This window comes from Nonomuraea sp. NPDC001684 (assembly GCF_053596515.1).
Genome location: NZ_JBSFGJ010000013.1, coordinates 43,880 through 57,887, shown reverse-complemented (window position 1 = coordinate 57,887; position 14,008 = coordinate 43,880). Strand labels below are relative to the sequence as shown.

Here is a 14,008-nt window from a genome sequence, read left to right as displayed (position 1 = left end):
GCGGTATGTCCGGCTGGGTCAGCCCGGCGTCGACGGCCTTGGCCAGCGGCCCGTGCGCCCCGTCGACGTCGCCGATGCCGCTGAACAGGAGGTGCTGGGCCGTCGCGATCGCGGTCATCAACGAGGCGGCGTCGGTGCCGCTGGCCGGCAGGTGTTCCAGGAGGCGGGGCGCGTCGCGGAGGTTTCCCGTGGCGTCGGTGCCGAGATAGGCGGCTTCGGCTGCTCTGCGGCTGCGGTCGCGACGGTCCGGGCTGAGAGTCGCGGCCCGGGTGAGCGCGGCGACGGCACCGGTGAGGTCGCCACGTTCTCGTGTCCGGTGGGCCAGCCGTTCCAGCAGGGAGGCGACGTGCTCGTTCGGCTCGATCGCCGCTTCCGCGAAATGCCAGATGCGGCGGTCCTCGTCTCCGTCGGGCCGAGTGGCGAGCATCTCGTGAGCTTTGCGTTGTTCTGCGGCCGTGGACAGCTCCAGGACGGCGGAGCGGATGAGCGGATGGCGGAAGGTCAGGCGCACCGTCGCTGGATCCAGGTTGATCAGTCCGGCTTCGCGCGCGTCCCGCAGGGCTTCGGTCACCACTTGGCCGGGTAGCAGCGACTGAAATGCCGCGATTTCTCCGCTGCCGTCCAGGGCCGCCAACAGCAGTATTTGTCGACTGGTCTGAGGGAGGTCGGCGACTCTGGAAGCGAAGATCGCCTGGAGGCGCTGGCTGAGGGGAAGGAAGCGGGGCAGCGGTGCGTATCCGGAGATCTGGTCCGCGGAGAGGGCGGTCGGCAGTTCCCAGAGGATCAAGGGGTTGCCGCGGGCCTCGGCCAGAAGGCGTCGGCGCACCGGGGAGGGCAGGTCGGGGAAGCGGTCCGTAAGCAGCGCGGAGGCCGACTGGTCGTCCAACGGGGCGAGGTCGTGGACGCGCGGAGCTCTCGGTTGGTGAGTGTCCCTCGTGACGGCCAGCATCCCGATCCGGGTGCCCGCCAGATCGAGCGAGCGCAGCACCATGGCGCTTCCGGAGTCCAGCCAAGGAAGGTCGTCAATCGCCAGCAAGAGGGGCCGGGGGCGCGAGGCGTGCCGGAGCATGGCCAGGGTGGCGTCGGCGATGGCGCGCTGCCGCGGCGCCGGCCCGGAGGCCAGGCCCAAGGCGGTCGTGAGAGCGCCCTGGTGCCGCTCGGGAAGGCGGGTGAGTTCGTCGAGCAGGGAATGGAGAAGCTGATGGAGCCCCGCGAAGGGCAGGTCCCCTTCGAAGGGCGTTCCGCAGGCCCGGAGAACTCGGAATCCGCCGGCCGCCGCTCGGGTCGCCGCGGCGTGCAGGACCGCGCTCTTGCCGACTCCCGTCTCTCCGGTGATCATGAGGGATGCGCCGCCCTGGTCGGCGGCGGCCTCGACGAATCCGCCGATGGCAGACAGATCGCCGTCCCGGCCGTACAGCACGCTCGCCTCCTCCCGCGCCCTGTCGCCAGGGTAGGCCCGACGGCGACCCCGCCGATTCCGTCAAATGACGCAGATCGCGGTAGGCATGCCTCACCCTGTCCGGGGTTCGTCCCCGTTCAGCGCGTCCCGCAGTCCGGCTCTGGTCGTCACGCCGAGCTTGGGATAGATCTGGTAGAGGTGCGTGCTGACCGTGCGGGGCGACAAGAGAAGCCGCTCGGCGATCTGTTTGTTCGTCAGACCCGCTGCCGCCAGCATCGCGATCTCCCGCTGCTGCGGTGTCAGCGCGTCGGGGCCGCCGGCGTCGAACCTCCCTGGCGTGCCGCCGACCGCCCGCAGTTCCCTGCCCGCCAGGGCGGACCACGGCGCGGCACCCAGCCGTTGGAAGCCGTCGAAGGCATCGCTCAGCTGCCTGCGCGCCTCCACGGTGGCGCGGCTGTTGCGGAGGCGTCGTCCGTAGGACAGCTGGATCCGGGCCTGCTCGAAGGGCCACTGCTCCGCTCCGGCGACGGCGAGCGCTTCTTCGAAATGTTCGGCGAACCGGCTCTCGCGGGCCACCATGCCCGCGGCTCCCGAGGTGACGAGCGCCAGGCGTGGGGAGAACGCGGGGATGTCCAGTTCTTGGAGGGCGGCGACATGCCGGGCGGCCTCGGTGAGTGAGCCGGACCGCTCCGCCGCCTCGACCAGATCGAGAGCGGTCCACAGGGTGTAGGGGACGTAGGGCCGCAGTGTCCCGGCGGGACTGATCGCGGATGCGTGGGCGAAGGCCTGTTGGTACCTTCCTCTGCCCAGCTCACGGAGGGCGTCGATGCCGTGAGCGTAGGCGAGCAGGAGTCCGACCCCGCGCGGCGCGGCCCAGCGGGTCATCGCCTCGGCGGCGGCCTGGGCGTGGTCGAAACGGCCCTGCGCGGCGGCGATCACCGCATCCTGGTGGACGAACAGCCATCGGAAGAGCGCGTAGCCGTGCTCGTCACAGAGCCGCACGCCCTCCTCGCACAACTCCAGTGATTCGTTCCACAGGCCGGCGAAGAAGTCGTCGTTGGCCAGGACGACCTGGGTCTGGAGCTGTGAGGTGATCGCACCGCCTTCCCTGCCGTGCTCGATGACCTTCCGCATGGGCCCGCGGCAGGAACGCGGCCGGTCCACGTAGGCTCCGGCCACGACGACCCTGGCCACGTAGGCTGTATCTGGCTCCTGGTTCAACCCGCTGATCAGGTCGTCGAGTTCGTCGAGCACCGGCAACGCCTGATGGGCGGGATCGCCGAACGTCTTGGCCAGCACGATCAGGTAGCGCGGAGGCGGCGGCTTGAAGCGCTTCAGCAGGTGGTCGAGCGGCTGCCACAGCTCGGCCCGGCCGCTGAAGACACAGATGGCGATGAAGAACCACAACGCTTCGATCAGCCCGTGATCATCGCCGTCCAGGATCTCGCGGATAGCGATGGCGCCGAGGACCATCCTGTGCGCGGCGTCGACGTCTCCCTCACTGTTCATCAGGTACGCGGCCGTCGCGACGGCCGCCGCCAGCGTGGCGGCGCCGCCGGGGTCGGCATCCTGGGCGTCGGCCAGTAGGCGGGGCACGCTGGCGATGTCGCCCGTCATCTCTGCCCCGACATAGGCAGCACGCGCCAGTCTGCGACCGCGATCCGCGCCCGAGGGGGCGAGATCCGCCGCGCGGAGCAAGGCGGAGACCGCACCGACGGCGTCGCCTCGACGCAGGGCCCGGTCGGCGGTCTGTTCCAGGAGCGCCGCGATCGACTCGTCCGGAGCCTCGGCCGCCTCGGCCAGATGCCAGGCACGCCGGTCCGGCTGGTCCGGCATCTGGGTCGCGATCGCCGCGTGCAGGCCGCGCCGCTCCCGGTCAGTGGACATCGCGATCACCGCGGATCGCATCAGCGGATGCCGGAACGTGAGGCGGCCACGCTCGGCCTCCACCCGGATCAGTTGGGCGCGCTCCGCGGGGGCGAGATCGTCGATGGCGCCCGCTCCGAAGGCCGCGACGAGGATGCCCAAGTCACCGGTCGCGTCGAGCGCCGCGAGGAGCAGGGCGTTTCTGGTCGCGGCGGGGAGCGGATCTACCCTGGCCGCGAAGAGGTGCTCCAGCCGCTGGCTCAGCGTCGGTATCGGGGCCGTCGGGCGTTCATGGCGCCGATCCACGACGCGCGCGGGCAGCTCGAGCAGCGCCAGTGGATTTCCCGCCGCTTCCTCCAACACTTGCTGGCGAACGCGCGGTGCCAGTCCGGGGAACCGCTGATCGATCAGGTCGGCCGCGGCGGCCCGGCCGATCGGCATCACTTCGAGGGTCGTGACCCCGCCGCCGTCGAAGAAGCTCGACTCGCCTGTGCGGAAGGCCGCGAGAAGGCCGATCCGGGGTCCGTCGAGACGCCGCGCGACGAACGCCAGGACGGCCGCGCTCATGCGGTCCAGCCACGGCAGGTCGTCCACGATGACCAGGAGTGTGCCCTCTCCTCGGGCGAGCATGAGCAGTGACAGCACGGCGTTGGACACGGCCAGCCGGTCGGGAGGCGGCCCGTCGTCGAGTCCAAGCGCTGTGGCCAGCGTGCCGCGCTGGGCAGGGCTCAACTCATCAAGCCGTGGGAGGAACGGCGTCAGCAGGCGATGCAGGGCCGCATAGGCCAGATCCGTGTCACCTTCGACTCCGGCGGTCCGGATGACCGGGATCCCTCGCGTCACGGCCGCCTCTTCGGCGGCTTCCAGCAGCGCGGTCTTGCCTACACCCGCCTCGCCGTAGAGCACGAGGGCATCGCCGTTCGCCGCGACTCGCCGTACGAACTCCCCGACGACCTTCAGTTCGTGCTCGCGGCCCAGCAAGGTGCCGTCCCCATACGACCGGTCCGCATTCCCTCCGGCGAGCGTCACAGCCGGCACGCTACCGGCCTCCGGACCGTCGCACCACGGGTGGGATCGGGCGGTCCGAGGGGCTCGTCCTTCACGGCATGACTTCGCGGCGCCTGGTCATTCGTCTGCCGTGTCGGTGAGGGCGTCGCGGAGGGCGGCTCGGGAGGTGATGCCGAGTTTGGGGAAGACCTGGTAGAGGTGGGTCGAGACGGTGCGTGGGGACAGGAAGAGGCGGGCGGCGATCTCCTTGTTGCTGTGGCCGGCGGCGGCGAGCAGGGCGATCTGGTGCTGCTGCGGAGTGAGGGCAGCCAGGCCGGTGGCGTTCTTGGGGACGGTGGCGCCGGTGGCGCGGAGCTCGCGATCGGCTCGGTTCGCCCAGGGAGTGGCGCCGAGACGGCGGAAGGCCTGGGTGGCCGCGGTGAGGTGGCGGCGGGCGTCGACGGCGCGCTTCGCGCGGCGCAGGTGGGTGCCGTAGCCGAGTTGGACACGGGCGAGGTCGAAGGGCCAGCGATCGTTCCCTGGGTCGGTGATGGCGGTTTCGAGGGCCGCGGTGTCGGGGTCGGCGTCGGTGATGGCCGCACCGGCGAGGATGACCAGGCGGAGCCGTGGGGACAGCCGGCCGAGGTCGAGTTCATGGGCTGCGGCGATGTGCGCCGCGGCTTGGCCGGGACGTCCGCTGTGGAGGGCGGCTTCGACGAGGTCGCCGAGTACCCAGAGGGCGTGTGGGTTGTAGGGGCTGAGGGTGCCGGGCGGGCTGATGGCTGCGGCGTGATGGAAGGCGGCGTCGAAGTCGCCTTGGCCGAGGGCGGTCAGGCCACGGATGTGGGAGGCGTAGGCGCCGATGATTCCGGCGCGGCGGGGCCCGGCCCAGGCGTCCATGTGATCCGCGGTGTCGGCGGCGCGCTGGAAGTCGCCGCGGGCGGCGGCCAGGAGGGCGTCGATGAGTCGGCCGGGCCAGGTCAGCAGGCCATAACCGTGGGTGTCGCAGAGTTTGAGTCCTTCGTTGATGTGCTGCTGGGCCTCGTCCCAGCGGCCGGTGTGGAAGGCGTCCTGCCCGAGGAGGAAGAGTGCTTCGATGGCCGAGGTGACGGCTCCGCCCTCGCGGCCGTGCTGGATGACGCGCTGGAGCGGTTCGCGGCAGGCCGACAGCCGGTCGAGGTAGGCGACGGCGGTGCCGGTGCGGATGATGCGGGCGTGGCTGACTTCGTGGTCGAGGCTCTCGACGGCGGCGTCGGCGCGGTCGAGGAAGTCCGAGGTGAGGCGGGCGGGGTCGCTGAAGGTGCGAGAGAGGATCGCCAGAAGTTCGGGCGGGCGCGGCCGAAGCCGGTCGACGGCCTCGATGAGGGGCGGCCACAGCTCGGCTCGACCGCCGAAGAAGCAGACCATGAGCAGGGTGTAGAGCACCTCGATGACGACGATGTCATCTCCTCGGCAGGGGTCGAGGTGTTCGCTGACGGCGGTGGTGAGGAGGCGGTGGGCGGTGTCGACGTCGCCGTCCCCGTGCAGGAGCTGGTAGGCGCGGGCGCCCGCGACCGAGAGCATGTCGTCCGGGCCCGGCTGGGCTTGGCGGGCCTGGTCGAGGAGGCGGGGGGCGTCGTGGAGGTCGCCGGTGACGATGATGCCGAGATAGGCCGCTTCGGCCAGGCGTCCGCTTCGGCCCTTGCCGACAGGGCTGAGGTCGGCGGAGCGCAGCAACTGGGTGACGGCGCCGACGGAATCGCCGCGCCGCAGGCTGGCGATGGCGACCCGTTTGAGGAGGGCGGCCACCTTCTCGTCGGGCTCCTGGGCGGCCTCGGACAGGTGCCAGGCGTGCCGTTCGGGCCGGTCGGCGAGGCGGACGGCGAGTTCGGCGTGGGCGAGACGGCGCTGCTCGCTGGTCGACAGGTCGACGACGGCCGATTGGAGGAGGGGGTGGCGGAAGGTGAGCCGGCCGGTCGGTTCGTCGGCGTGGACGAGTCCGGCGCGTTCTGCCGGGCCCAGGCCGTCCTCGGACCGGGCCGCGGCGATCGCGCGGATCAGTCGCAGGTCGCCGGTTCCGTCCAGTGCCGCCATGAGGAGGAGGTCGAAGGCCTGCGCCGGAAGCGCCAGGACCCGGGAGGCGAAGACGTCCTGGAGGCGCCTGCTCAGCGGGAGCGCGGTGGGGAGGGTTCCCGCGACGGCGTGAGTGAGGTCGCCGAGGGAGACGGGGAGTTCGAGCAGGGCCAGCGGGTTACCCAGGGCCGCCTCCAGCAGGCGGCGCCGCACGCGGGGCGTCATCACCGGGTAGCGGTCGGCCAGCAGCTCCGCCGCGGCCTCGTCCGACAGCGGCTCCACCAGGAGGATGGGGAGGTCGCCCTGGTCGAAGAAGTGGGCTTCGCCTGTACGGTGAGCCGCGACCATGCCCACCCGCTGTCCTGCCAGACGGCGGGCTACCATGCCGAGCACGCTGGCACTCGCCCGGTCCAGCCACGGCAGATCATCGATGATGATCAACAGCGGACGTCGCGCGGACGCCTGGTCCAGCAGAGCCAGGACGGCGTTGGCCACGAGGAGCTGGGCCGGGGCCGGCCCGGCGGCCAGTCCGAGCGCGATGTTGAGGGCGTCGCCGAACAGGGGGCTCAGCCGGACAAGCTCGTCGAGACACGGGTGCAGGAGCTGGTTCAGAGCGGCGTAGGAGATCTCGACCTCGAACTGCGAGCCGGCCGCCCGCAGCACCCTGCCGCCGGCCTCGTCCGCGTGAGCGGCGGCATGATCCAGCAGCGCTGTCTTTCCCACACCGGGATCGCCTGCCAGCAGCAGCGCGCTCCCTGCTTGATTGCCGATTCCCGCGATCAACTCCTCCAGCCGGCGGGTCTCAGCCGCTCGGCCGACCAGCGGCCTCGGCCCTGCGGCGGCCCGATCCTGCCCCGCGCCGAACCTGTCCATCTTGCGACCTTCCGTCATCGGCTGAAACCTGTCCAGCCTCCGGTCACGAAGGAGACGACACCTTCGGCGAAAGCGGCCGGTTCCTCGATATGGCCGAAATGGCCACTGCCGTGGAGGGTGAGGAGCCGGGAGTCCGGGAGGAGCCGGTGGAGCTCGGCCGCCCAGCGGGGACCGCAGATGAAGTCGTGGGCTCCGACGATGACGAGCGCCGGGATCGTGACACTCTTCAGGTCGTGTCGGTCGTCGAACGGTTCAGGCCGCTGGTCGGTGTCCAGCCCGGAGATGTAGGTGCCGGTGATCGCGTCCCGGAACGGCCGGTACTCCTCCTCCCGGGCACGGTGGTCGGCGACGTAGGCGGGAAACAGCGCACGCGCGGCATGGGTGAAGGCCGCGTCGTCACCGATCGTGGGGACCGACTCCCAGACGTCCAAAATCTCCGGGCGGGCGTCGGGACGCTCGGCGAGGAGCGCGCGCAGACTCCGGTCAGCCTCGGCGAAGTGCTCCGAGCCCGCTGACGGAGCGCTCTCGTACAGGACGATCCCGGCGAGGCCGCCGGGCCGGTGGACGGCGTGGTACTGGGCGACGAAGCCGCCGTGGGAGTGGCCGAGCAGGTGGACCGGGCCGCGGCCGAGGTGGCGGAGGAGGCGTTCGAGGACGGTCGAATAGCGGTCGCGGGTGTAGCCGTGCGGGTGGGCGGGCAGCCGGTCCGATCGCCCGGTGCCGATCGGCTCCAGGTAGACCATGGTCAGGTGTCTCTCCAGCTCCGGCATCCGCAGGTAGTCCCACGTGAAGCCGGGCCCTCCCGGATGCGCCACGCAGATCGGGCCGGTGCCGTGCACGTGGAAGGCGACCGTCAGGCCTTCGGCCGTGAAGGAGTGGAGGCCCTGGGACAGAGGCTCTGGGGTGGATGCGGTCATCAGGACTCCCGACTCGAAATCTGGGGGCAGGGACACCGGCAAGATGTCGGCGCGACCTCAAAGTTCGATCGGCAGGAGGTGATCTACATCACACTCGCTCCTCATGGGGCCAGATGCCCAGGAGCTCCGCGGGAACGGCCGCGGGCCGGAGCGGGCGCGGGTGGTGCAGCCGCAGCTGAGTCACTCTGCCGCCGTCCAGGTGCATGATCCAGGCGACCGACGGCGGGCAGTGCGCGGGATCGTCCGCAGGATTGTCGATGACCATCTCCCAGACCGCCAGCGTCCGGCACGCGGCCACGTTGACCGGCCGTTGCCGCACCCCGGCGGACAGGTCGCGGTCCATCGCCCGTTCCAGCAGCGCAGCACCCCCGATCCGCGCGGCTCCACTCATCAGAGCGACCTCGGCGGACCACTCACCTCGCAGGAGCGCGCCGAACCGCCCGCTCTCTGCGGCGGTCAGGGTGTCGCGCGCCTCCGCCCAGCTCGCCTCCGTCCGTGATCGAAGACCGCTGTACGCGCTCTGCGCCGTGCCGGCGAGAGCGTCGAGGAGCTTGGCGCGGGCTTGGCTCAGCCGGCTGCGTACCGTGCCCACCGGCACGCCGCACACCTGGGCGATGGCCTCATAACCGGTCACGCCCTCGCTGAAGTGACGCAGGATCAGCGGCAGCCGCAACGTGGGAGAGAGCGCCTCGATCGCCTCCCACACCCAGGTCCGCGTGGCGTGGTCGTCCAACGCCCGGCCCAGATCGGCGTCGTGGCCCGCCAACGGCGGCTCAGCCACGGGCTCGACCCGCCGCGCCTCGCGCAGCAGGCCGCGGCACCGGTTCCGCACGATCATCCGCAACCAGGGGCCCACCGCCTCCGGGTCACGGATGTCCCCGATCCGCCGCAACGCGGTGAGCGCCGCGTCCTGCACCACGTCCTCAGCGTCGGGACCTGACCCCAGAAGACTCAACGCCACCGCCCGCATGCCCGCCCGGTGCCGATCCAGGAGCACACCCACCGCGGCGGCCTCTCCGGCCTGGGCGGCCAGTACCAGCGCCGCGTCACGCTCTCGAAGGTCCGTCATGTTCGACATCCTCGCGTTCCTGTCCCGCTCCCGGAGGCGGGCCCCGCTCCGGCGCGAGGCCCGCAGCCGTCGATCAGTCCGTCGCCTTGGCCGCGGCTTCGATCTGCTTCGCGGTGATGTCGGGGTGGCTCATCATCGGGACGTGCGAGGCGCCCTTGACCTCGATGACGTGAGACTTGGCGCGCTTGTAGAACCAGCGCTCCAGCGCGGGCGGGATCGCCTTGTCCTCGGTCGCGACGATCGCCCACGACGGGATCGTCCGCCAGGCGGCGGCCGTGGTGACGTCGGTGAGGGCCTGCTGGGCGAACGGCCGCTGCGTGATCTGCATCAGGTCGGTGGTGGCCTTGGGCAGATCGGCGGCGAACGCGGCCCGGAACTTGTCGGCCCGCAGGTACAGGTCGACACCGGCCCCGCCGTCGGCGAGCGGATAGGGAACCCCCTGGACGGAGTCGCCGATCAGGCTGCCGGGGAACTTCCCGAGCAGGTCTCCGAGCTGCTCCCCCTCGTCCGGCGCGAACGCCGCGACAAAGACCAGCGCCTTGACCGCGCTGTTCCCGGCGGCGGCGTTGGTGATGACCGCCCCGCCGTACGAGTGACCGACCAGCACGATCGGCCCCTCGATCGACTTCAGGACGGACGCGAGGTACGGCGCGTCCGTCGGGAGGCCACGCAGCGGATTCGCCGGAGCGATGATCTTCGTGTAGCCGTCCTTGCGGAGCCGGTCGATGACGCCGTTCCAGCCGGACGCGTCGGCGAAGCCGCCATGGACGAGCACGACGGTCGGCTTCACCTTCGTGTTGCCGGTGGCCGACGCGGTCGAAGCGGGCAGCGCGAGGAGCGCCGCCGCGGTGGTCACCGCGGCCCCGGACGCGAGAATCCGGCGACGGGTGAACAAGAGACGAGAAAGCATGACGGGACTCCTTGCAAGGGGAATTGCGTGATCCCGTCCCGCCTGGAGCCAGCAGGCAGGACGGGCAATCGGGTGGTGCCGGAGGAAACGGCGGGCTCAGACTGTGATGCTGGTCGCGGCCTGAGCGATGACGGCCGCGACGGCGGCGGGGTTGGACACGTAGACCGCGTGGCTGCCCGCCACCTCGGTGACCGTCGACCCGGCCCTCTCCGACATCGCCCGCTGGGCGGGCGGCGGGATCATCCGGTCATCCGCGGCGACCAGGTACCACGACGGCTTGATCCGCCAGGCCGGCTCCGACACCGCGCCCGCGAGCGCGTCCACGCCCCACGGCACCTGCGAGTCGGCCATGAACGCCGCCAGGCTGTCCGGGACGTCCGCGGCGAACGACCCGGCGAACTTCTCCCTGTCCAGGAACAGGAAGCCGTCCTGCGGCGGCAGGATCGGCGGCACCGGCGCACCGGGCGGAGGGTCGGCGATCAAGGTGTTCACCGACTCGCCCTTGTCCGGCGCGAATGCCGCAATGTAGGCCAGGGCGGCGACGTTCGGGTGGGTGCCGGCCTCGGTGATCACGACACCACCGTAGGAGTGCCCGACCAGCACGGCCGGTCCGTCCAGAGCGTCCAGGGTCCGCTGGGTGACGGCCACGTCGTCGGCCAGGGACAGGGTGGGGTTCTGCACGACATACACCCGGTAGCCATCGGCGGTCAGGTGTTCGTACACCCCCTGCCAGCCTGATCCGTCGACGAAACCACCGTGCACCAGCACGATGTTCTTCACTTCGCTCACGACACTGCCTCCGATCCCCCGGGATTCCGACCCGGCTCGATGGGGAGATGACCGGAACGCTAAACCTCCTGCTGCCTCCACCGAATGCGCCAAATGACGTAGACCGCGCAATAGCCGCAGCAGCTACGTCAACTGACGTAGCCCGCGCAGAACGGGACTGCGGGTCAGCTCAAGCTTCACCCCGTCAGTCAGCGGTGAACGCTGAACAGACTTCTGCAGACTCGCCCCCTGAAGCACTCGAACCACCTGCATGGGCTACGGTGCCCCTTGCGGTGCTTGCCCGCCGCCAGACATCGGCCGTGCCTCTGCGGGTGCTTGTGGGCCTAACGAGGCTTCGCATGGGCCTTGCGCGTGATCGCCGGATGGGCAACCGGCTGAGACATCACATCCGTCCGCTCGATGACTAGCGGAGAACCGACAGGGGCGAGGGGCAGGAGAGGCTGGGAGCTCTCCCCCAGCTCCCAGCGACATCACCGCTACGCGCGGCGCTGACCCTTGTTGAGGCTGCCGGAGTGCACCGTTGGTGACACCCGTACGCGCTCCACACGATGAGGAATGACATACAGTCCCAGCACTACGGTGGCTCAGAGCCATCGCGGGCCGTCAGGGGTGCACCTGACTCCCGGAAACTGGCACCGCCCGTGGCTCCTGCCTCATGTCTGGCCGCTCTCACGTCATGATCTTTCCCAATAACTTCCCAGACAGCAGCCGCATCGCGCCGCGCGATAGCATCATGCCTGGTCAGGGCCGCAAGGGGACGCTCGTGATCATCCGACTCCTAAGGCGGGTGCCGCAGGTTCGGATAAGGCTCGAGGCGCCAAAAGCAAAGCGTTCTTGGCCAGTGGAAACAATGGTCAAGGGCTTCGGCGCTGTAGGGCTGTCGTCGATCGTCTGCGGGCAGTCCCTTCTGATGCCTTCTCATGGGGGCACCCGTTGGCGTGAGCCTGGTGATCAAATTTCCGAGGCAATCTCGGGCATTGCTCCGTGCGGGAGTATGGGTGAGCCAGTGCTTCGGAGCGGCCGTGGCGGCTGAGGACAGGTGGTCAACGCTTGGCGTTGGAGGATGGGCGGTCCTACTTGTCGCTCGATTGCCAGCCCAATTTGTCGTGGCTCACGATGCAATTGGCGTAGATGCGCAGACGCATGCCGATGCTGTGTCCGACCCGTTCCTCCGCGTGGGCACCGGGACGCCGGCGTTGAGCCACGCGGAGACGCAGGAGTGGCCCAGGTGGCGGGGGCGGGCCGCGAAGCAGGCTCGTTCGTGCTCATTTGGAGGCGGGCGCAGCGAGATGGACAGCGATGAAGGGATTGTGCGCTGGGTCCCGTGGCTCGGGAGATGTCGTACGGGCAGCGCTTCCGACGGCATCGACGGCGTCACAGGCCGCATCAGATCTGCACGCATCGGTAGGCGGTGTCGGCTGCCCGTACATGGACCATGCCGGCGGATCGCGATCGCGTTCCGCAGGTACTCGTCCGCTGCGCCGCGGTTCTCCATCGATTCCACGAATGGGTGCAAGACGTCACCGCCGGGCGGGAGCGGGCCCGGGGTTCACATGGCGCGAGCGGTCGCTCCGGAAGGTGGCGGCGAGGTGGTGGGGTGGTCACTCGGTGGGGTGGGCCGCGTCCAGGAGGCGGCGCAGGTGCAGGCTGTCCGGGGCCAGGGCGGTGATCAGGCTGGCGGGGCCGGCCAGCGGGGTCAGTACGGCTTGACCCGCTGCGGGGTCGTCGCCGAACAGCCGGACCTGGGGCGGTTGGCATTCCAGGTCGGGGTCGACGATGAGGATCTGGCCGGCGGCGCGGTGACTGGCCAGGATCGCCGGACCGTCCCAGCCGGGGGCGTCCGGGCCGTAGGCGGTCTGCTGGTCCAGCAGGAGGTGTCCATCGCGGTGGACGATGAGGCGGATGGCCAGCCGGCCCGGAGGCTCGCCGAAGCGCCCGAGGACCTGTTCCTCGCGCAGGACGAGGCGCGCGGTGGCGGCCAGGTCGATGGTGCAGGTCTGGCGCAGGTTGCTGCCGGCGGCGGAGATCAGCGGCTGGGGCAGCCAGTGCAGGCTGGCTCGGTCGGCCACGGTCAGGTGCACGTCGTAGGTGGCGGGCTCAGGGGTGGGGCCGCGCAGGGCGATCGCGGCTGAGGCGGTGGTGACGTGAAGGTGGGCGCCGGGTTCGGCGGTGGCCTCGACGCGCAGCCGGTCGCCGCCGAGAGGGGCGTTCATGGCGCCGAGCACGCACACCCGCGCCTGGTCACCGTGCGAGTGAAGGCGGCGCAGGTGGAACGGGCCGTCACCGGCCAGGGCGGACAGTACGGTGCCCTCCCCGGCGCGGGTCGCCGTGACGCGGGCGGTGGCGCGCACGCCCGGCACAGCCGGCACGGCGGCCACACCTCGCACGCCAGGCACGCCCGGCACAGCCGGCACGGCCGCCACACCTCGCACGCCCGGCGCGCCCGGCACGGCGTGGGACGCGAGGGTCATGCGGGGCCCGGGACGCGGGCCGCCAGGCGGTGCAGGACCCAGTCCACCACGGGCCGGACGCCGTCTTCGGTCTTCAGGGCGGTGAAGGCGACGGGCAGCTCCCCGCGCTGCGTCCTGGCGTCGCGGGCCATGGCTTCCAGGTCGGCGCCGACGTACGGTGCGAGGTCGGTCTTGTTGATGACGAGCAGGTCGGAGGTGGTCAGGCCGGGCCCGCCCTTGCGGGGGATGTCGTCGCCGCCGGCGACGTCGATGACGAAGATCTGCGCATCGACCAGGCCCTTGGAGAAGGTCGCGGTGAGGTTGTCGCCGCCCGACTCGATGAGGATCAGGTCGAGCGGGCCGAGCAGTTCTTCCAGGTCCTCGACGGCTTGGAGGTTGGCGGAGATGTCGTCACGGATGGCGGTGTGCGGACAGGCGCCGGTCTGCACCGCCTTGATGCGCTCGGCGGGCAGTACGGCCTCACGCAGCAGGAACTCGGCGTCCTCGCGGGTGTAGATGTCGTTGGTGACGACCGCGATGGACAGTTCCTGGCGCAGTGCGCGGCACAGGGCGGCGACGGTCGCGGTCTTGCCGGAGCCCACCGGGCCGCCCAGGCCGATGCGCAGCGCGCCGTGGCGGCCGCCGGGGTCATGGCCCTGGCCTGCGGAGACGTCGTGGTCATGGTGGAGGTGCATG

Annotated in this window: 9 protein-coding genes; all 9 read right to left on the bottom strand. The window is 70.8% G+C overall.

What is annotated here, in order from left to right:
- Window positions 1–1,420: AAA family ATPase (locus tag ACWCSD_RS04960; RefSeq protein ID WP_449913145.1), on the bottom strand; the 1,420-nt coding region annotated here is incomplete at its 3' end.
- Window positions 1,421–1,510: 90 nt separating this feature from the next.
- Entirely contained in the window at window positions 1,511–4,294 is a 2,784-nt protein-coding gene (locus tag ACWCSD_RS04955; protein WP_449913144.1) for an ATP-binding protein, read from the bottom strand.
- Window positions 4,295–4,390: 96 nt separating this feature from the next.
- Window positions 4,391–7,177 (bottom strand): ATP-binding protein, encoded by a 2,787-nt coding sequence (locus ACWCSD_RS04950; RefSeq protein WP_449913143.1) that lies wholly within the window; start codon window positions 7,175–7,177, stop codon window positions 4,391–4,393.
- A 14-nt stretch (window positions 7,178–7,191) separates the two neighbouring features.
- Window positions 7,192–8,094 (bottom strand): alpha/beta fold hydrolase, encoded by a 903-nt coding sequence (locus tag ACWCSD_RS04945; RefSeq protein WP_449913141.1) that lies wholly within the window; start codon window positions 8,092–8,094, stop codon window positions 7,192–7,194.
- Window positions 8,095–8,182: 88 nt separating this feature from the next.
- Complete coding sequence (locus ACWCSD_RS04940) at window positions 8,183–9,163, bottom strand: RNA polymerase sigma factor (protein ID WP_449913139.1); 981 nt, start codon at window positions 9,161–9,163, stop codon at window positions 8,183–8,185.
- Between the two features lie 73 nt (window positions 9,164–9,236).
- On the bottom strand, window positions 9,237–10,073 hold the full coding sequence (locus ACWCSD_RS04935) for an alpha/beta fold hydrolase (RefSeq protein ID WP_387661179.1): 837 nt from the start codon (window positions 10,071–10,073) through the stop codon (window positions 9,237–9,239).
- Between the two features lie 96 nt (window positions 10,074–10,169).
- A complete protein-coding gene (locus ACWCSD_RS04930; RefSeq protein WP_387661177.1) occupies window positions 10,170–10,862 on the bottom strand; it encodes an alpha/beta fold hydrolase in 693 nt (230 codons plus the stop codon).
- A gap of 1,601 nt (window positions 10,863–12,463) precedes the next feature.
- Window positions 12,464–13,231: an urease accessory protein UreD gene (locus ACWCSD_RS04925; protein WP_449913137.1), complete on the bottom strand. Its 768-nt coding sequence runs from the start codon at window positions 13,229–13,231 to the stop codon at window positions 12,464–12,466.
- Between the two features lie 98 nt (window positions 13,232–13,329).
- Window positions 13,330–14,007 carry an urease accessory protein UreG gene (ureG, locus tag ACWCSD_RS04920; RefSeq protein WP_397161572.1) on the bottom strand — a complete coding sequence of 226 codons (678 nt, stop codon included), beginning with the start codon at window positions 14,005–14,007 and terminating at the stop codon, window positions 13,330–13,332.
- Window position 14,008: the final 1 nt, after the last annotated feature.